This is a genomic window from Flexivirga lutea (assembly GCF_054778955.1).
The window spans coordinates 91,457-109,539 of the sequence record NZ_BAAGZB010000005.1 but is presented as its reverse complement, the minus strand read 5'-3'; the positions used below and the strand labels follow the sequence as shown (position 1 = coordinate 109,539).

15 protein-coding genes and 1 tRNA gene are annotated in these 18,083 nt (G+C 69.2%); 4 read left to right on the top strand and 12 right to left on the bottom strand.

All coding sequences use genetic code 11. The features are described from left to right. Positions 1 to 36: 36 nt before the first annotated feature. From ACYVBN_RS16490 to ACYVBN_RS16475, 4 genes are all read right to left on the bottom strand, one after another. A complete protein-coding gene (locus tag ACYVBN_RS16490) occupies positions 37 to 1,974 on the bottom strand; it encodes an acyltransferase family protein (protein ID WP_460601460.1) in 1,938 nt (645 codons plus the stop codon). After that, positions 1,971 to 3,926, bottom strand: a complete 1,956-nt coding sequence (locus ACYVBN_RS16485; RefSeq protein WP_460601459.1) for an acyltransferase family protein — start codon at positions 3,924 to 3,926, stop codon at positions 1,971 to 1,973. The genes ACYVBN_RS16490 and ACYVBN_RS16485 overlap by 4 nt, the downstream gene beginning before the upstream one ends. Then, the gene (locus ACYVBN_RS16480; protein ID WP_460601458.1) at positions 3,923 to 5,869 is read right to left on the bottom strand and encodes an acyltransferase family protein; all 1,947 of its coding nucleotides are present in this window, start codon (positions 5,867 to 5,869) and stop codon (positions 3,923 to 3,925) included. The genes ACYVBN_RS16485 and ACYVBN_RS16480 overlap by 4 nt, the downstream gene beginning before the upstream one ends. 88 nt (positions 5,870 to 5,957) lie before the next feature. Continuing rightward, positions 5,958 to 6,923 carry a nucleotidyltransferase family protein gene (locus tag ACYVBN_RS16475; RefSeq protein ID WP_460601457.1) on the bottom strand — a complete coding sequence of 322 codons (966 nt, stop codon included), beginning with the start codon at positions 6,921 to 6,923 and terminating at the stop codon, positions 5,958 to 5,960. A gap of 72 nt (positions 6,924 to 6,995) precedes the next feature. Here ACYVBN_RS16475 and ACYVBN_RS16470 point away from each other — a divergent pair, with 72 nt between their 5' ends. Together ACYVBN_RS16470 and ACYVBN_RS16465 are read left to right on the top strand one after the other, a co-directional pair. Further along, a complete protein-coding gene (locus tag ACYVBN_RS16470) occupies positions 6,996 to 8,675 on the top strand; it encodes a hypothetical protein (RefSeq protein ID WP_460601456.1) in 1,680 nt (559 codons plus the stop codon). A gap of 39 nt (positions 8,676 to 8,714) precedes the next feature. After that, positions 8,715 to 9,266, top strand: a complete 552-nt coding sequence (locus ACYVBN_RS16465) for a hypothetical protein (protein ID WP_460601455.1) — start codon at positions 8,715 to 8,717, stop codon at positions 9,264 to 9,266. A 36-nt stretch (positions 9,267 to 9,302) separates the two neighbouring features. Here ACYVBN_RS16465 and polA read toward each other — a convergent pair whose 3' ends face one another. Beyond that, positions 9,303 to 11,984, bottom strand: a complete 2,682-nt coding sequence (gene polA / locus ACYVBN_RS16460; protein WP_460601454.1) for a DNA polymerase I — start codon at positions 11,982 to 11,984, stop codon at positions 9,303 to 9,305. A 19-nt stretch (positions 11,985 to 12,003) separates the two neighbouring features. Here polA and ACYVBN_RS16455 point away from each other — a divergent pair, with 19 nt between their 5' ends. Next, positions 12,004 to 12,471 (top strand): hotdog fold thioesterase, encoded by a 468-nt coding sequence (locus tag ACYVBN_RS16455; protein ID WP_440280947.1) that lies wholly within the window; start codon positions 12,004 to 12,006, stop codon positions 12,469 to 12,471. A 6-nt stretch (positions 12,472 to 12,477) separates the two neighbouring features. On the opposite strand, the gene ACYVBN_RS16450 is transcribed toward ACYVBN_RS16455, so the two are convergent. The 4 genes from ACYVBN_RS16450 to ACYVBN_RS16435 form a co-directional block, all read right to left on the bottom strand. After that, entirely contained in the window at positions 12,478 to 13,050 is a 573-nt protein-coding gene (locus ACYVBN_RS16450) for a GNAT family N-acetyltransferase (RefSeq protein ID WP_460601453.1), read from the bottom strand. A gap of 181 nt (positions 13,051 to 13,231) precedes the next feature. After that, the gene (locus ACYVBN_RS16445; protein ID WP_460601452.1) at positions 13,232 to 13,837 is read right to left on the bottom strand and encodes an ANTAR domain-containing response regulator; all 606 of its coding nucleotides are present in this window, start codon (positions 13,835 to 13,837) and stop codon (positions 13,232 to 13,234) included. A 55-nt stretch (positions 13,838 to 13,892) separates the two neighbouring features. After that, positions 13,893 to 14,918, bottom strand: a complete 1,026-nt coding sequence (locus tag ACYVBN_RS16440) for a DUF695 domain-containing protein (RefSeq protein WP_460601451.1) — start codon at positions 14,916 to 14,918, stop codon at positions 13,893 to 13,895. Positions 14,919 to 14,961: 43 nt separating this feature from the next. Further along, a complete protein-coding gene (locus ACYVBN_RS16435; protein ID WP_460601450.1) occupies positions 14,962 to 15,792 on the bottom strand; it encodes an MgtC/SapB family protein in 831 nt (276 codons plus the stop codon). Between ACYVBN_RS16435 and ACYVBN_RS16430 the strand changes: the two genes are divergently transcribed. After that, positions 15,734 to 15,865, top strand: coding sequence for a hypothetical protein (locus ACYVBN_RS16430; RefSeq protein WP_460601449.1), 132 nt, complete (start codon positions 15,734 to 15,736; stop codon positions 15,863 to 15,865). The genes ACYVBN_RS16435 and ACYVBN_RS16430 overlap by 59 nt on opposite strands. A gap of 125 nt (positions 15,866 to 15,990) precedes the next feature. On the opposite strand, the gene ACYVBN_RS16425 is transcribed toward ACYVBN_RS16430, so the two are convergent. From ACYVBN_RS16425 to pyk, 3 genes are all read right to left on the bottom strand, one after another. Then, on the bottom strand, positions 15,991 to 16,260 hold the full coding sequence (locus tag ACYVBN_RS16425; protein WP_460601448.1) for a hypothetical protein: 270 nt from the start codon (positions 16,258 to 16,260) through the stop codon (positions 15,991 to 15,993). A gap of 117 nt (positions 16,261 to 16,377) precedes the next feature. Next, positions 16,378 to 16,463: transfer RNA gene (locus tag ACYVBN_RS16420), tRNA-Leu, on the bottom strand. Between the two features lie 92 nt (positions 16,464 to 16,555). Beyond that, the gene (pyk, locus tag ACYVBN_RS16415) at positions 16,556 to 17,995 is read right to left on the bottom strand and encodes a pyruvate kinase (protein WP_440280953.1); all 1,440 of its coding nucleotides are present in this window, start codon (positions 17,993 to 17,995) and stop codon (positions 16,556 to 16,558) included. Between the last annotated feature and the right edge of the window lie 88 nt (positions 17,996 to 18,083).

Genomic DNA, 18,083 nt, shown 5'->3' with positions numbered 1-18,083 from the left:
CAGGAAGGTTCTCACTTCCCCGTGCGGTCGGAAGGGTCAATGATGAGTTCCGGCACGTGCCAGCGGGGCGAGCCAGGTCCAGATCATCGCGGCGGCTTGCGGCCGGAAGTGCAACGTGTCGTGGTAGAGCTGCACGCCGTGCACGCTGGGGCGGAATCCGTTGCGGCACAGCTGCCCATGCAGATCGGCGAGCCGGGCGCCGGTGTGCGCCGACGCCCAGTCGGCCAGGACGCCGTTGGCCCAGTCGACCATTGCGTCGTCGCTGCCCTGCGCGGCGAAGAACCGCAGCGAGGGATCCAGCTGGTTCGGATCGATCCGGCGGCACGTCAGGTTCACCACGGTGATGGTGGGGATGCCCGCCGAGTGAGCCCGGCGTCGAATGTCGTCCAGTGTGCGATCTATCAGGCGACGCATCGCGGGTGTGCCGGGGGCGACCACTGTGTCGCCGACCCGGTGGTCCGTCAGGAATTGCGCGCCCGCCAGCAGGATCATCGAGTCGGCGCCGGCGGCCTCCATCCGGGCCGGCCAGCTGGTACGCCACGAGGCGCACTGGCTCTCCGGCCGGCCGAGTGAGCCGTCGTGCCAGGTCGGGGCATCGATCAGATCGCAGCCGATCAGGGTCTGGTTGCTGATCCGCAGGTCCGGATATGAATCGGGTCTCCACCCGGACATCAGTGAGGAACCGACCGAGTCACCGAGGATCCCGATCCGGTGGACCGCGGTCCCAGCGCGATAGGCCGGCTGTGCCGCGACAAGACTCGGGGCCGACTCCGCCGGGCCGGCGCCGCCCTGCCAGAGCACCACGGCGCCGACCAACGACGCGATGACGGCGGCGACCGGCACGGTGCGGCGCACGTGCCGCCGGCGCCATACGCCCCGCAGCCCGTGCCGCATGATCGGTAGCTCCAGGTAGCGGAACGAGATCGTCGCCACGACGAATGCCAGTCCGAGCTGGATGGTGCCTGCCAGCCACCGGGGCAGCGCGGGCATGGTCAGCCAGAGGTGGATGGGCCAGTGGTAGAGGTACAGCCCGTACGAGATGCGGCCCAGATAGACCAGTGGCGACCAGGAGAACAACCGGTTGATCAGCAGGTCGCGCTGGTCGATCGCCGCGAAGCCCATCAGTGCGGCGGCGACCGCGAACAACAGCATGCCACCGTTGTTGTACACCCACGAACTGGTCGGGCTCAGCACGAACAGAGCTGCCAGGGACGTGCCGAATCCGATCCACGCCAGCACGTGGGTCGCCGTCCGGGGCAGCGGCAGCGGCTCCCTGCCGCGATCATCCACGGCGAGCAGCAACCCGGCGGCGACGCCGACCAGCAAGGCCTGGGCACGGATGTCGGTCCCGTAATAGAAGCGCGCCTGGTCCGCCAGTCCGTGATAGCCCAGCCGGGCCGACCACACCGACGACGCCACTGCGAGCAGGAAGGCGACCGCCGCGCGGGCCGGCCTGGACCGCAGGAACCAGCAGATCACCAACAGCAGCACCGGCGCGACCAGATAGAACTGCTCCTCCACGGACAGCGTCCACGCGTGCCGCAACGGGCTCGGCTGACCGAACATGGTGAAGTACGCGTCGTCACGACTGATCAACCGCCAGTTGAGGAAGAACCCGATGGTCGCCACCGAGTCACCACCGACCTGCCGGCGGAATGCCGGATCCGCGAAGAGCGCGGTGTGGACCACCACCGCGGCGACGAGCAGGAGCATCGCGGGAACGATGCGACGCACGCGTCGCCGGTAGAAGTCGACGACGTCGATGCGCCCGTACCGACCGAACTGTTTCACCAGCAGCCGGGTGATCAGAAAGCCGGAGAACACGAAGAAGTGGTTGATGCCCACCCAGCCGCCGACAAGGCCGGTGACACCCACGTGGTAGAGCATGACGAGCACGACGAACAGGCCGCGGTAGCCGTCGATGGCGTCATACCGACGACGTCCGACGGCTCCGACCGATCGGGGCCCGCTCACGTGTCGAGCCCGAGTTCGGCGATGAGGAACGCCCAGACGCTGGGTGTGAACGCAGCCGAGAAATGGATGCCGTCACCGAAGATCGGCATTCCCTTGATGGACCTGGGCTTGCCATTCGGACAAACAGCGTGATGCAAGTCAGCGATCGGGATGTCCCGCGACTTCGCCCAATCGCGAATGAGGGAATTCATCTTGTTGCCAGTCTTCAGCTCGCTCAGCAGCGCCGGCTGGTCATCCTGCACGGAGCCGATGACCGACCGAATCGCCTTCGGGATTGTGCTGCGGCACGTCCCGGTGACGATCGCGACCTTGCTGTGGTTCGCCTTCGCCGCGCTCGATATCGCATCGAGCCGCGAACGCACCGCAGACTCGTACGCCTCATCACCCCACCAGACAGTCTTGTCACCAATGCGGTGCTTGAAGGCGAGCAGCGCAGCAGGGAACACGATCACCAGGTCGCTGTGCGCCGCTGCGATCTGCGCCCGGACGTGCTTCCGAAATGGTTGGCACTCCGGCGGATCCGGACCCGGCTCTCCATTCTTCGGGTTCAACCACGGCTGATTGAGGATGTCGCATCCCGGCACGGCTACCGCCTTCGCCGTGACACCTGGGAAACTCTTTGCCGGGAAGTTCTTCACCAACAGGTATGGGACGGAGTCTCCGTACAAGGCAATGGTGTACGGCTTCACCGGTTCGTGAAACGCCTGTTGTCCCGGCACCAAGGACACGATCCGTACCGAGCCGTTGGTGCGTGGTACGCCGTCCGCGGCCGGAGCCCCCACGCCGATGCCGACGGCGCCGACGAACAACGCGAGCGCAACCGTGGTGGCGGTGGTTCGAGCGCGCAACGCACCGCCGATCACGGCGCCCCAGCCCCGGTCGTGGATCGGCTTCTCCAGACGTTGGTAGGAGAGCGCTGCGACGCCGACGGTCAGGATGAAACCGAGCAGCACCCGTTGCCACACCGCGGCTGACGGCATGGCCTGTTCGATCCACAGCCCGATGGGCCAGTGCCACAGGTAGGCGCCGTACGAGATCCGGCCGAGCGCCGCCAGCGGGCGGACCGACAGGCACTTCTGCAACGGCCCGATCCGTTCGTCGGCAGCGGCCCAGACCGACGCGGCGGCGGCCAGCGACAGCGCGAACATGCCGCCGTCGGCCATCGCGGTGGTCTGCGGATCGACGAGGATAAATCCGGCCAGGGTGATCGCGAGCGCCGTGCCGCCGATCAGCTGGACCTGGTTGACGGTGAACGGGCTCGGTCGGGATTGCCTGCCCAGCCGGGCGGTCCAGACCCCGAGCGCGGCACCCACGAGCAGCGACTGGGCGCGGGTGTCGGTGCCGTAGTAGAGGTGCGATCGTGCGACGTCACTGCCGACGCCGACGACGGCCATCCACCCGGCGGAGACGAGCGCCAGTCCGACCAGCACCGCGATCAGCGCCCGGCGGGTGTGCACCAACGCCATCAGCCCGAGGACGAGCACCGGGATCACGAGGTAGAACTGCTCCTCGACCGATAGCGACCAGGTGTGCTGCAGCACCGACGGCTCGGTGAACTGGACGAAGTACTGGTTGCTCTGGGCCACCAGCCGCCAGTTCATGAAGTAGCCCATGGTGGCGATGACGTCCCACCGGAGCAATCCGAGTTCCTGGTCGGGTGCGAATCCCAGCCCGTAGATCACGACCACGGCCAGCAGTAGCGCCAGGGCCGGGAACAGCCGGCGCGCACGCCGCGCGTAGAACGCGAGAAACCGGATGGAGCCGGTGCGCGCGCGCTCCTGGACGAGGAGTCGGACGATCAGGAAGCCGGAGAGCACGAAGAAGACGTTCAGCGTCAGCCAGGCACCGGCCAACCTGCCGAACCCGAAGTGGTAGGCGAGCAGGAAGATCACGAGCACTCCGCGGATCCCGTCGAGCGCGTCGAGTCGGCGGATCTGCGAGGAGTGGCTCACGGCGTCGCCTTCGGGGTGCCTGGCACCCACTTCGCCAGCTGTGGCATCAGCCACTTCCAGAACGCGATGGTCCCGGCCTTGGTGTAGTGCACACCGTCGTCCCGCAACGTGACGCCGTGCACCTTCTCGGTGAACGTGCCTGATGGGCAGACCAACTCAGCCGGATCGACCAGATGCACAGTGTGCGGGTGCTTGGCTGCGAACGTGGCCAGGATCTGGTTGACCGCAGCCGCCCGCTTCGGGTCGTTGCGCTCGGTCGCCATGTTCACACCGTCGATCAGGTAGGTGGGCTGTCCCAGACACGGCACCGTCGGTATGACGACCGGGCCGTGTGTGCCGGCCTTGTCCATCGCGGTCAGTCCGGTCTCCAGCCGGGACAGCAGATAGCGCGCGTACTCCTTGGACCCGACCGTCAACGTCTTGCCGTCCACGTAGTGGTCGAAAACCTCCCACGGGCCGAGTGACCAGAGGATGACGGTCGGCGCCGCGTTGGCGACGCCCTGCGACCAGTGCTGGAAGATGTCCGAGCACTCCTGCTCCAACGGCTGGCGTTTGCCCTGTATGACGATGCGTTGCTCAGCCGTCCCACAGCCGAAGTCGACGGCGGCGCTGGCCTGCACGCCGGGAAAGACCCGGTGCGGGAAGTTGTAGCCGAGCGAAAACCCGACCGAGTCACCGACGATGAGCACCCGGTAAGCACCGGACCCGTTCGAAAGCACCACGCCCTCACCTGCCCGCGCGCTGGGCGCGAGCCGCATGCCGTTGACCGAGACGGCGATGATCACCGCTGTCGCGACGACGGCCGCGACCGGGACGACGGCGCTGATCCGGCGTCCCATCCGGCGCAACCCGCCCTTGCGGATCGGGTCCTCGATGACATAGTAGGAGGCGCTCGCGATCACGAAGGTCAGCCCGAAACGCAGCACTTGCAACGGTATGCCGGACAGGTGCACCCGATCCGGCGTCAGCACCGTGAACAACGGGTAGTGCCACAGGTAGAGGCCGTAGGACATCATCCCGATCCACGCCAGCGGCCGCCAGGACAGCATCCGCGCCACGGAACTGCGGGGCAGCACCTCCACCGAGAAGATCAGCACCGCGAACATCACGTCGAAGACGAGATAGCCGCCGTAGAACACCCAGCCGTGCGCCGGGATCCAGAAGAACCAGTAGAGCGTCAGCGCGGCCACGGTCCACCCGGCGCCGACCACGAACGGCCTGTTGCGGTCGACCCACGCGGTCAGCCGGCGCCGGTCGAGCATCGCCATACCGACCGCGAGCGCGGCGCCCACCAGGATGTCCTGCATCCGGGTGTCCGTCCCGTAGTAGACCCGTGACGGGTCGCCGCCGGGCACGTACAGCGTGGCCATCACGATCGCCGAGACACCGGCCAGTGCCAGCAGCACCGCCAGGATCCGGCCGTGTCCGCGCCTGCCGAACAGGCGGAACAGCACGATCATCAGGATCGGGAAGATCAGGTAGTACTGCTCCTCGATGCCGAGGGTCCACGCGTGCTTGAACGGCGACTGCGCGATCGTGCCGAACTGCTCGAAGTAGGACTGCCCGGTGAGGATCATCCGCCAGTTGGCCACGTAGAACAGCGCAGCCAGCCCGTCGCCCTTGATGGTGCTGGGTGTCTGGTCACCGAGGATCCGCGGCCAGACCAGCGACACCACGACCAGCATGATCAACAGCGCCGGCAGCAGCCGCCGCGCGCGACGGGCATAGAAGCCCACCAGGTCGATGGAGCCCCAGGTGTCCAACTCCTTGAGCAGCAGGCCGGTGATCAGGTAGCCGGACACGATGAAGAACACGTTGACCGACCAGTAGCCGCCGGTCACCCACTCGTAGGGCACGTGGAAGAGCATGATCGTGAGCACCGAGACGGCACGCAGGCCATCCAATGCCGGGCGGTAACCACCGCCGGTGGGTCGTGGGCTCATCAAGTCTTTGCGGGCGCTCGGGGTCGGGACTTCGCGCAAGCATACTGGCCGGGCCGTGCCTGCACGCCGGAAACTTACCTGTGAGTAATCAGTCCGCGGTGGCCGCGCCGACCACCGCGTCTGCGACGTCGCCGGCGGCCGGAACGACCGCGCCCGCCGCGACCACGCACCTGGTGAGCCGGGCACCGGCGCCGACCGTGGCACCGGGCAGGACCACCGACGCGTCCAGCACCGCATCCGGCCCGACCCTCGCGCCGGCGTGCACGCTGCAGCCGCCGGTCAGCCGGGCGGTCGGTGCGACCTGCGCGTTGGGCGCGAGGTGGGCCGACCCATCGCCGGTCAGTGCGCCGGGCAGCGCACCGAGCACCGCGTCCACGCTCGCCAGCCGGTATGCCGTGGGGCTGCCCACATCGCGGAAGTAGCCGTCGCCGGTCCAGCCGAGGATGTCGCTGTCCTCGGCGACCAGGCCCGGCAACACGTCGCGTTCCCAGGAATGCCGGCCGATCGGCAGGGCGCGCAGCAGGTCGGCGCGCACGACATACGTGCCGGCGTTGACCAGCCCCGCACCGGTCCCGGTCTTCTCGGCGAAGGTCCGCACCCGCGCTCGGGCGTCGCAGGTGACGTGGCCGTATGGCGCGACATCCGGGACCCGCCGGACGTGCAGGCACAGCGCGAACGGCGTCGCCGCATCGAGCTGAGCGGCCAAGTCGTGGCTGGACAGCAGGTCGCCGTTGAGCACCACCACGCGGTCCACCCCGGGCAGCAGGTCGATCGCCGCACGCAGCGCGCCGCCGGTGCCCAGCGGTTCGCGCTCGGCGCAGTGCCGCAGCCGCAGCCCCCACGGCGACCCATCGCTCAGCAGCGCGTCGAACTGCTCGGCCAGGTAACCGGTGGAGATCACCACGTCGTGCACCCCCACCTCGGCCAGCCGACGCAACTGGTAGCCGATCAGCGGCTCAGGGCCCAGCGGCAGCAACGGTTTGGGGCAGTCGTCGGTCAGCGGACGCATCCGGCTGCCCGCTCCCCCGGCCAGCACGATCGCCCCGACACTCACGGTCGGCATTATGACGCAACCGACGCACGAGTAACCTGCCACGGCACGTTCCGGCGACTGCGAGGTGGACCCATGGCGGCAACCGTCCTGCGACGGCTGCGGTGCGCGGCGCGCCATCCGGTGACCTGGCTGGTGATCGTGGCACTCATCCCCCTCGCCGTCGCCTACCTGCGGGCCGTCGCGCACGGTTGGGCGCCCGAGGGCGACGATGCGGTGATCGCCGACCGGATGCGCGCGGTCCTCAGTGGCCGGCCACCGGTGATGGGCCAGCGCTCCACAAGCATCCTCACCGAGGGGGCGAACGTGCCCACCCACCACCTCGGGCCGCTGGAGTACTACCTCGCCGCGCCGATCGCGGCACTCTTCGGGTTCAGCGGCGCCGGCATCCTGCTGTCGGTCGCTGTCGGCAACGCCGTCGCGGCCGCCGGGTCGATCGTCGTCGCATTCCGGCTGCGGGGCCTGCGGACCGCCGTGCCGGTCACGCTGGCGGTGCTGCTGCTGGAGTGGGCACTCGGTCCGCAGCAACTGGTGCGGCCGTTGAACGTGTATGTCGCCACCCTGCCAATGCTGCTCGTGCTGGTCTGTGGGTGGGCGCTGATCGACGGCGACCTGCCGGTGCTGTGGTGCTACGCGGTCGCCGCGTCCTTCGTCGCGCAGTCGAATCTGGCCTTCGTGCCCTTCGTCGGCGGGCTGACCGTGTTGCTGGCCCTGCTCGCCGCGACCCGGCGGCTGCGCCACGTGCGGATGTCCGGTCCGGGTCACCGCCGAGCGCTCCGGCTGTGGCGGATCACCGGCGTGGTGACGTTCGTGGCCTGGGTGCCGTCGCTGCTGGAACTGGTGATCTACCAGCCGAACAACCTGCAGCAACTACTGAAGTACCGCGCCGAGTCCGCGGACGCCGGCCTCTCGTGGCCGCACGCCCTGGCATACACCCTGGACCGGCTCTCGCCGCTGGGATTCGGCCGTTTCCACAACACCTACCTGCCGGACGAGGCCGGCCTGCCCGTGGTCGCCGGCGCCGTCGGCGCCTTGCTGCTCGCGCTCGGGGCGTTCGCGGGCACCCGCCGCCCCTGCACCGCCGGCAGCTTCGCATGCGGTCTCGCTCTCGTCGTCATACCCGTCGAGGCCTGGGGCCTGACGCACCTGGCCGGTTTCGTGGTCGGTTACTGGTTGCTGCCCACCCTGGTGCTCGCCGTGTTCGGGGTGGCCGCGCTGCTGGTGCGCGCCACCGAACTGGTGCCGCGTGGCCGGTTCGCCGAACATGCGCGCCGGGTGCCGGCGGTATGGCGGCTCGCGCTGGGCGGCGTCGTCGCGGTCGCGCTGGCGGTCACCGCCTCCGCCACAGCCGCTGCGCCGTCATGGGCCACCGCGGACACCGCCCGGCACGCGACGTCCGTGGTGACGGCATACCTGAGCTCGCACGCCCGGCCCTCGACCCCGGTACTCGTCGAAGGCAGCGGCATCACATCCCTCAGTGTCGATTCGGCGATCGGCTTCCAACTGGGCAGAAGGGGATTCGACGCCTACTACATGATCCCGTGGAGCGTGCCGGAGGACACCGACCCATGGCACGTGGACCACGCCCCACCGACCCGGGTCACGGTCCGCATCGCCGAGCGGAAGGCCGGCGGGAAGTGGTCCCCGCCCCGGCCGCCGGGCTGGACGGCGCTCGACCTCGGCCGGTCCGGCACCGGCTCCAAGGCCGTGGAGCTGCGGGCCTGGGTGAAGATTCCCGCGGTGATGGCGCGCTGACGCGCTGCGCGGACCCGACCGGTGAGTAACATGCCGCTCATGCCCGAAGACCTCGAGACACGCACGGTGATGACCCCCCGCACCGGCACCAAGATCTGCATCCTCATCGGCCTGGCGTTCCTCGTCGCCGCCGTCTACTTCTACTTCGTGCCGGTGACGGGGGTCCGCACCGACAGCGGCTCGGTCTTCGGCTGCGGCACGGCAGCCAACCCGGCCAGCAGCACGTTCGCCAAGGGCACCTGCTACCGGGTGACCGACGTGGAGAAGTACCGCGCCCTCGCGTCGGCCGCGATCGGCATCCTGACGATCGTGCTCGGTGCGGTGATGTTCGGTGTCGACCGGCGCACCGAGACGCGTCGGGCGCGGCACGCCGAAGCGTATGCCGACGACCGCCCACGGTCGGCGGACCGCCGCTGGGACGACGAGCCGCGCGACCGTCGTCAGGACGACCGCGAGGACCGCGACGAGCGGGACCGCGAGGCACGCGACCGGGACGATGACCGGAAGCACGACCGGGACGACCGGGACGTTGTCCGGACTCCGCGCCCACGCCGGAGCCCGCGCCGCGACTGGGACGACGACCGCGACTGAGCCTGCGACGCCATACCGCCAGTGGACCGCCCGGGGTCAGTGCGCGGCGGCGTGCCAGGAGCCGCCGACGCCGACGCTGACGTCGAGCGGCACGTCCAGTGCGATGGCGTTGCCCATCTCGCGGCGCACGATCTCCTCGACCTGCTCGCGCTCGCCCGGTGCGATCTCCAGGATGAGCTCGTCATGGACCTGCAGCAGCATGCGTGACTTGACGGCGGCGGTGTCGAGCGCGGCGCTCACGTGCAGCATCGCCAGTTTCATGACGTCGGCGGCGGAGCCCTGGATCGGCGCGTTGAGCGCCATCCGCTCGGCAGCCTGACGACGCTGCCGGTTGTCGGAGGTGAGGTCCGGCAGGTAGCGCCGGCGCCCGAGCATCGTCTCGGTGTAGCCGGTCTTGCGCGCCACGTCGACGATCTCGCGCAGGTAGTCACGCACGCCACCGAACCGGGAGAAGTATTCCTCCATCAGGGTGGTCGCCTCGCCGGTGCTGATCGCCAGTTGCTTGGACAAGCCGTATGCCGACAGGCCGTAGGCCAGGCCGTAGGACATGGCCTTGACCTTGGCCCGCATCTCGGCGGTGACGTCCTGCGGCTCGACCGCGAACACCCGTGAGCCGACGAAGCGGTGCAGGTCCTCACCGGTGCGGAACGCCTCGATCAGGCCCTCGTCACCGGACAGGTGCGCCATGATGCGCATCTCGATCTGGCTGTAGTCGGCCGACATCAGCGACTCGTATCCCTCGCCGACGACGAAGGCCTCGCGAATGCGCCGGCCCTCCTCGGTGCGGATCGGGATGTTCTGCAGGTTGGGGTCGGTCGAGGACAACCGGCCGGTGGCGGCGATCGTCTGCTGATAGGTGGTGTGGATCCGGCCGTCGTCGGCGATCGACTTGGTCAACCCCTCGACCGTCACCCGCAGCCGGGCCGCATCGCGGTGCCGCAGCAAGGCTTCCAGGAACGGGTGCTCGGTCTTGGCGTAGAGCTCGGTCAGTGCGTCGGCGTCGGTGGTGTAGCCGGTCTTGGTCTTCTTGGTCTTGGGCATGGCCAGCTTGTCGAAGAGCAGCACCTGCAACTGCTTGGGCGAGCCCAGGTTGATCCGCTCCCCCGCCGCGGCCTCGTAGGCATCCTCGGCGGCACGGTCCAGCGCGTCGGCGTAGTCGCTCTCCAGCCGGTCCAGCAGTTGCGGGTCGACGTGAACGCCGACGCGTTCCATCTGCGCCAACAGGTCGACCAGCGGCAGCTCCAGATCCGCCAGCAGGTCGGTGCCGCCGGTGTCGGCGACCTGGGCGTCCAGCGCGGCGGACAGGTCGAGCACCGCCCGTGCCTGCACCATCGCCTCCTGGCCCTGGTGGTCGTGACCGTCCAGGTCGAGCATCCCCTGCGCCGGGTTGTCCTGCTCGGGGCGCAGCTCGCGGCGCAGGAAGCGCAGCACCAGGTCGGCCAGGTCGTAGGCCCGCTGGTCCGGTCGCACGAGGTATGCCGCCAGCGCCGTGTCGCTCACCAGCCCGGCGAGCGGCAGGCCCGCCGCGTGCAACGCCTGCAGCGGACCCTTGGCGTCGTGCAGGACCTTGGGCTGCTCGGGATCGGCGAGCCAGTCGCGCACCGCCTTCTCACCGGCCGGCGTCAGCTCGGTGACATCGAGGTATGCCGCCCGCCCGGCGTCTTCGTCGCCCACCGCGACGGCTAGCGCACGCACGTCGCCGCTGCCACGCGCCCAGTCGCCGACGACGTGCACGCCCGCGCGCGCCCCCGAGCGCAGGTTGTCGGCCACCCAGCCGGCGACCTCCTCCGGAGCCAGCACCGCACCCTCGACCTCGACCACACCTTCGGCCTCGTCACCGGCCGCCTCGAGCGTCGCGAAGAGCCGCTCGCGCAGCACCCGGAACTCCAGGCCGTCGAAGACCTGGTGCACCTGGTCGCGGTCCCAGACCTGTCGCTGCAGGTCGTCCACGGTCACGTCGAGGGACACGTCGCGGACCAGTTGGTTGAGCCGGCGATTGCGCAGCACACCGTCCAGGTGCTCGCGCAGCGAGTCGCCGACCTTGCCCTTGATCTCCCCGACGTGGTCGACGATGCCGGGCAGGTCGCCATACAGGCCGAGCCACTTGGCGGCGGTCTTGGCGCCGACGCCCGGCACACCGGGCAGGTTGTCGGACTTCTCACCGACCAGCGCAGCCAGGTCGGGATAGCGCTCCGGGGTGACCAGGTAACGCTCCTGGACCTTGGCAGGGGTCATCCGCCACAGGTCGGAGACGCCCTTGGCCGGGTAGAGCACGGTGACCTTGTCGGTGACCAGCTGCATCGCGTCACGGTCACCGGAGACGATCAGCACCTCGTCGAAGCCCTGCGCCTCGGCCTGGGTCGACAGGGTGGCGATGAGGTCGTCGGCTTCCCAGCCGGACATCTCGACGTAACGGATCCGCAGCGCGTCGAGGACCTCGTGGACCAGCGACACCTGCCCCTTGAACTCGTCGGGTGTCTTGGCACGGCCCGCCTTGTAGTCGGCGTATTCCTCCGCGCGGAAGGTCTGCCGGGAGACGTCGAAGCAGACGCCGATGTGGGTGGGCTCCTCGTCCCGCAACACGTTGATCAGCATCGAGGTGAAGCCGTAGACGGCGTTGGTCGGCTGGCCCGTGGTCGTCGAGAAGTTCTCGACGGGCAACGCGTAGAAGGCGCGGTAGGCGAGCGAGTGACCGTCGAGGAGAAGGAGGCGTTTCACACCTGGCAGCCTAGGGGGCATGACCGACAACACCGCGCAGTCCCCCACGCCCGCAACGGGGCCGGCAGCAGCCCCCGAACTGGTGCGACTCTTCAACGACATGAATGCCGGAACACTCGGCGAGAAGATGGGCATCGTGTTCGTAGCAGCGAGTCCGGAGCGGATCGTCGCCACCATGCCCGTCGCGGGCAACAACCAGCCGTACGGCCTGCTGCACGGCGGCGCGAGCGTGGTGCTCGCCGAGACGCTGGGCTCGGTCGGCGCGGCGCTGCACGCCGGCGAGGGGCGGATCGCGGTCGGCCTGGACATCAATGCGACGCACCATCGGGGCGTCCGCTCGGGTCTGGTCACCGGCACGGCCACTCCGCTGTCGCTGGGTCGCACCCTGGCGTCATACGAGGTCGTCATCACTGACGAGGACGGCCGCCGGCTGTGCACCAGCCGGATCACCTGTCTGCTGCGGGACAGCGCGCCGAAGGCGGAATGACCTCCGTCAGTCGATCAATGTGGAGTGCGCCTGCACCAGCACCGGGTCGCAGTCACGGGCACGCGCCCTGGCGCGCAACGACCGACGTCGGCGCACTGCATCGCTGACGATCGAGGCCCCGTGGCCGGCCAGTCGGCGCCGCAACCCGGCGGGAGTGGTGCTGCGCTCGGTGACGACGGCGGCGAACCCGAGGCGGGCGAAGAAGCGGTTGGCATCGCGACTGCCCGCTGGCACACAGGAGACGATCTCGGCGGCGCCGAGGTGCTCGGCGTATGACGCCACGACCTCCAGCAACGCACCGGCCACGCCGCGCTGACGCCGGCCGGGCTTGACCCACAGGACGTCCAGCCACACCGCAAGGGTCTCCTGCAGCGCCGACATGGGACCGGACATCACCACGCAGAAGCCGACCGGCTCGTCCTCGATCGAGGCGACGAACACCCGCACGTCCGATCGTGCACAGGCCCGGGTCAGCCGCCCGTCGCGCAGAGATCGCTCGACCTGGTCATCGCCGTGTCCCTCCGCCCGCTTCGCCTGACGCCACAAGGAGACGAGCTCCTCTTCGTTCCCGGACGTCATCCGGGCGACCTGCACCGCCGACCTTGCCACTATCGAACCTCCGCCGAATGACCCCGAGCCACACGTGCACGCCGCAGATTACGCCTGTTGGTGCGGCCTTCGCTCACAGGCTGCCCCCATCGGGCTGAGAGGCCGCTGAAGAGAGTGTACGGACGTCCGACTTCGCCACGTTGAGCGCCGGTCAGGAGTCGGCCGTGGATCCGTCGGCCGTGCCGGCGATCACGGCGTCGGCCACCTCGCGCATGCCGAGCCGACGGTCCATCGCGGTCTTCTGGATCCACCGGAATGCTTCCTGCTCGTCCAGGCCGAGTTGCGTCATCAGGAGGCCCTTGGCACGGTCCATCCGTTTACGGGTCTCCAGCCGCGTCCCCAGGTCCGCGACCTCGTGCTCCAACGCCTTGCGCTCGGCCCAGCGCGACCGGGCCACGGTGATCGCCGGCTGCAGATCGTCGAGGGTGAACGGCTTCAGCACGTATGCCATCACGCCCGCGTCCGAGGCGCGCTCGACCAGTTCCTTGTCGGAGAAGGCGGTGAGCATCACCACCGGTGCCAGGCCGTCGCGACCGATCTCGTCGGCGGCACTGATCCCGTCCAGGACCGGCATCTTGACGTCCATGACCACCAGATCGGGGTGCAGCTCGCGGGTGCGGTCGACCGCCTGACGGCCGTCGCCGACCTCGGCGACGACGTCGTAGCCCGCTTCGCGCAGCATCTCGGCCAGGTCGAGCCGGATGATCGCCTCGTCCTCGGCGACGACGACACGTGCGCCGGCTTCTTGGTTCGTCACGGGCCTTAGCTAAGCACGCGCTCAGGTATGACGTGCGTCACCTGTCGAGCGCGGCTCAGCCGCGCAGGTGCGCGACCCCGGCCCAGCCGGGGTCGGATTCGACGCTGACCTTGACGGTGCCGTCCGGCCAACCGGTGACCGCCGCCTTGATCTGGTCCGCCGCGGGTGTGGCGCCGTCGGCATACACGTGCACGAGGCACAGGCCGCCGCTGCACTCGTGGGCGACGACCCGGCCCTGCTCCTCCAGCCGGTCGGTGACGTGGCGCTTGAGCCGTTCGAGCTCGGCAACCATGTCCTCGCTGGGCAGGCCGTCGCCGTCGCGCTCGCGGTAGGGCACCGCCACGACGATGTGCTGGTCCAGCTGCGGCGCCCAGGCCGCCGCCAGCGGCACCTGCGCTCCAGCGGTCACCGGGCCGCGAGGACCGGTGCCCTGCAACGAGATCCATTTGGGACCACCGTCGTCGTCGGTGAACTCCTCGCGTAGATCACGCACGACCGCGCGCAGCCCGGTCAGGCCGAACCCGTCCAGCGGCGGCACGGTGACCGGCTGGAGCTCACCGATCCAGGTCTCGGTCATCTCCTCACCGAGCGCCGTGTCGAGCGCGACGAAACACACGCCGAGCCGCTGCTCCTCGGCGACCTGCGCCAAATGCGGGTGATAGACGGTCACGTCGACCCGGCTGCCGGTGCGGCGCACGCCGACCTGGATCTGCCCGAGGTCGAACTCGTGACCGTCGAACTTCAGTAGGCGGCCGCCGATCGTGGTCGCGGGTTGCCGGCTGTCGGCATACGACCAGACGAAGTCCGCGGCCGGCGCCGCCGCCAACCAGCGGCGTGCCGTCGCCCGCAGCTCCGGGTCACCGTCCGCGGTGACGACCAGCAGGTGCGCGGCCTCGCTGCCCGGCGCGATCTCCCAGGCCAGTCCCCCGTCGATGGCGTGGACGCGGGGGTCCAGCAAGGCGGCCGTGCCGGACTCGGGGTCCGCCATCGCGACCTGTCCGGAGCCGCCGTCGTTCCACCAGGACCAGAACGCCTCGATCGCGTCACCGCTGGTGTCCCGCCGCTTGCCGAAAAGAGCCATGCGGACCATCAAACACCAGCGGGATCGGGCGCCGCCGAGGCGCTCAGTCGTCGTCGGCGTCGTCGCGGTCGACGCGGATCACACCGTCGATGTGGCCCAGGGCGGGCACCACCTCATCCAGGCCGCGACCCGACAGCGTGACGCCGACTGCCACGACGGCGGTGTCGTCCCACTCGTCCGGGCCCCCGAAGGGCTTGCGGCCGCGCTCCACCGAGAGGGAACCGACCACCCAGTGACGTGCCGAGCATGCCGTCAGCACGTCCCGGAGGATGCCGCGCCCGTCGGCATACGTGAGCAGGTAGCGGCGTTCACCGTGCCCTCGGTCGCCGAGCCACGACGTCAGTGGCGTGAAACCGAGCACCACGACGAAGTGCAGCACGGTGACCAGCACTGCCAGCAAAGGCAATCCGGCGCCGGCCGCCATCCCGATCGCCGCCGTCTCCCAGACCGCCGCGGCAGTGGTCAACCCGCGCACGGTGGCGCCCCTGGTGATGATGAGGCCGGCGCCGAGGAAGCCGATGCCGGACACGACCTGCGCGGCGACGCGGGACGGGTCGAGCACGACGTGATCACCTAGGACATCGCCGAATCCGTACTTGCTCACCAGCAGGATCAGTGCCGACGCCGTGCCGACGATCGTCTGTGTGCGCAGGCCGGCGGCCTTGCCGCGCATCTCCCGCTCGAGGCCGACGACGGCGGACAACACGAAGGCCAGCAGCAACTCTGCGACCTGCAGCCAGCCCTGACCGCGCTCGGCAGCGACCGTCGCAGGCAGCGTCGTGGGCAACGTCGTGGGCAACGTCGTGGGCAACGTCGTGGGCAACGTCGTGGGCAACGTCGTGGGCAACATCGCGGGCAACGTCGTGGGCAACATCGCGCACGCACCTCCTGACGCAGCTGGATCATCGACGGCGGATCATCGACGGCGGATGATCGACGGCGGATGATCGACGGCGGATGATCGACGGCGGATGATCGACGGCGGATGATCGACGGCGGATGATCGACGGCGGATGATCGACGGCGGATGATCGACGGCGGATGATCGACGGTCCACAGCCTAGGGCGCGGCTCAGCGGTCCCGGTGGAACAAGCTGCTGTCACCGGGCTGGGTGGTCAGTTCCTCCGGCGCAGTGGTCGACGGCTGATCGATGCCCAGCTTCTCGAAGCCGAGGTAGGCCAGCGCGCCGAGCGGCACCAGTACGAGCACTGCCACCGCCCACTGCCACTTGCGCAGCAGGAGCGGTTGCTCCGTGCGGACGATGTCGATCAGGCAGTAGGCGACGAGCAACGCGCCGAGGACGATGGTCGGCACTGCCAGCAACAGCGGTACGTGGAGCACCTCGGGACGCCCCCTTCATCGGTGGAACCACCGGACGCTGCGATCATCGCACCGGCCACGGCGCCGTGGTGTCGATATGCGTGCGGCTCGACCGGGGTCACCGCGACGGGGATGTGCTGGTGCCGGAGGCGGGATTTGAACCCGCACGCCCTTGCGAGCAAAGCATTTTGAGTGCTCCGTGTCTGCCGTTCCACCACTCCGGCGAGAGTGCTGGGTCAGCATACGGGAGAGATGGAGCGCCGCTCCAATCGGACCGATCCGGAGACCGGAGGCCGGGGTCGACCGGCGTACCGGCTCAGTTGTACGCGGGGGCGGTCTTGTTGCGGGCGTCGCCCATCCGGTGGACGCGCAACGCGTTGGTGGAACCGGGAATACCGGGCGGCGAACCCGCGACGATCACGACCAGGTCGCCCTCCGTGGCCCGTCCTTCGCCGAGCAACGTCTCGTCGACCTGCATGGCCATCTGATCGGTGTGCTTCACCTGCGGCACCAGGTAGGTCTCCACGCCCCACACCATCGCCAGTTGCGAGCGGGTCGACTGCTCGGGGGTGAAGGCCAGCATGGGCCGGGCGCTGCGGATGCGCGCCATCCGCTTGGCCGAGTCACCGGACTCGGTGAACGTCACCAGATAACGCACGTCGAGCAGATCGCCGACCTCCGCGGCCGCCGCGGTGACCGCACCACCCTTGGTGTGCGGGCGCGTGCCCAGCGGCGCCACCCGGTCCAGGCCGTGCTCCTCGGTGCTGTCGATGATGCGGGCCATCGTCTGCACCGCCTCGATCGGCCAGGCACCGACACTGGTCTCGCCCGACAGCATGATCGCGTCCGCGCCGTCCAGTACGGCATTGGCGCAGTCGCTGGCCTCCGCCCGGGTCGGCCGGGAGTTGTCGATCATCGACTCCAGCACCTGGGTGGCGACGATCACCGGCTTGGCGTTGCGCCGGCAGATCTCGATGGCACGCTTCTGGACGAGCGGAACCTCCTCCAACGGAAGCTCCACGCCCAGGTCGCCGCGGGCCACCATGACGCCATCGAACGCGTCGATGATGGCGTCCAGATTGTCGACCGCCTGGGGTTTCTCGACCTTGGCGATCACCGGGACGCGACGACCTTCCTCGTCCATGATCTCGTGCGCGCGCCGGATGTCGACCGCGTCACGCACGAACGACAGCGCGATGACATCGGCACCCAGCTGCAGCGCCCAGCGCAGGTCCGCCTCATCCTTCTCCGACAACGCGGGCACGCTCACCGCGACGCCGGGCAGGTTGATGCCCTTGTGGTTGGACACCGCACCGCCCTCGACGACCTCGGCACGCACCTCGGTGTCGGTGACCTCCCGGGCGCGCAGACACACCTTGCCGTCGTCGATGAGCAACAGGTCGCCGGGCTCGACGTCACCGGGCAATCCCTTGTACGTCGTGGACACCCGGTGCTGGTCGCCCTCGACGTCCTCGGTCGTGATCGTGAACGAGTCGCCGTTGGCCAAGGTGATCGGACCGTCGGCGAAGGTGCCGGTGCGGATCTTCGGGCCTTGCAGGTCGCACATCACGCACACGGCGCGACCGGAATCGTTCGATGCCGCCCGGATCGCCGTGTAGACCTTCTCGTGGTCGGCGTAGGCCCCGTGGGACAGGTTCAGTCGTGCGACGTCCATCCCCGCATCGACCAGAGCCCGGACCTTCTCCGGTGCGGCAGTAGCGGGTCCGAGGGTGGCAACGATCTTGGCTCGACGCATGGCTCCACCCTAGTGAGCCGGACGGCCCGCCCACGCGGGGTACGGCAGACCGTCCGGCATACGAATGAGTAACTTGTCGCACGCGCGA

What these genes read in the sequence shown, in the direction of transcription:
- ACYVBN_RS16480 (WP_460601458.1), bottom strand. Translation starts at nt 5,869, where the DNA reads ATGAGCCCACGACCCACCGGCGGTGGTTACCGCCCGGCATTGGATGGC.
- ACYVBN_RS16470 (WP_460601456.1), top strand. Translation starts at nt 6,996, where the DNA reads ATGGCGGCAACCGTCCTGCGACGGCTGCGGTGCGCGGCGCGCCATCCG.
- ACYVBN_RS16465 (WP_460601455.1), top strand. Translation starts at nt 8,715, where the DNA reads ATGCCCGAAGACCTCGAGACACGCACGGTGATGACCCCCCGCACCGGC.
- ACYVBN_RS16455 (WP_440280947.1), top strand. Translation starts at nt 12,004, where the DNA reads ATGACCGACAACACCGCGCAGTCCCCCACGCCCGCAACGGGGCCGGCA.
- ACYVBN_RS16450 (WP_460601453.1), bottom strand. Translation starts at nt 13,050, where the DNA reads ATGACGTCCGGGAACGAAGAGGAGCTCGTCTCCTTGTGGCGTCAGGCG.
- ACYVBN_RS16440 (WP_460601451.1), bottom strand. Translation starts at nt 14,918, where the DNA reads ATGGCTCTTTTCGGCAAGCGGCGGGACACCAGCGGTGACGCGATCGAG.
- ACYVBN_RS16435 (WP_460601450.1), bottom strand. Translation starts at nt 15,792, where the DNA reads ATGTTGCCCACGACGTTGCCCGCGATGTTGCCCACGACGTTGCCCACG.
- pyk (WP_440280953.1), bottom strand. Translation starts at nt 17,995, where the DNA reads ATGCGTCGAGCCAAGATCGTTGCCACCCTCGGACCCGCTACTGCCGCA.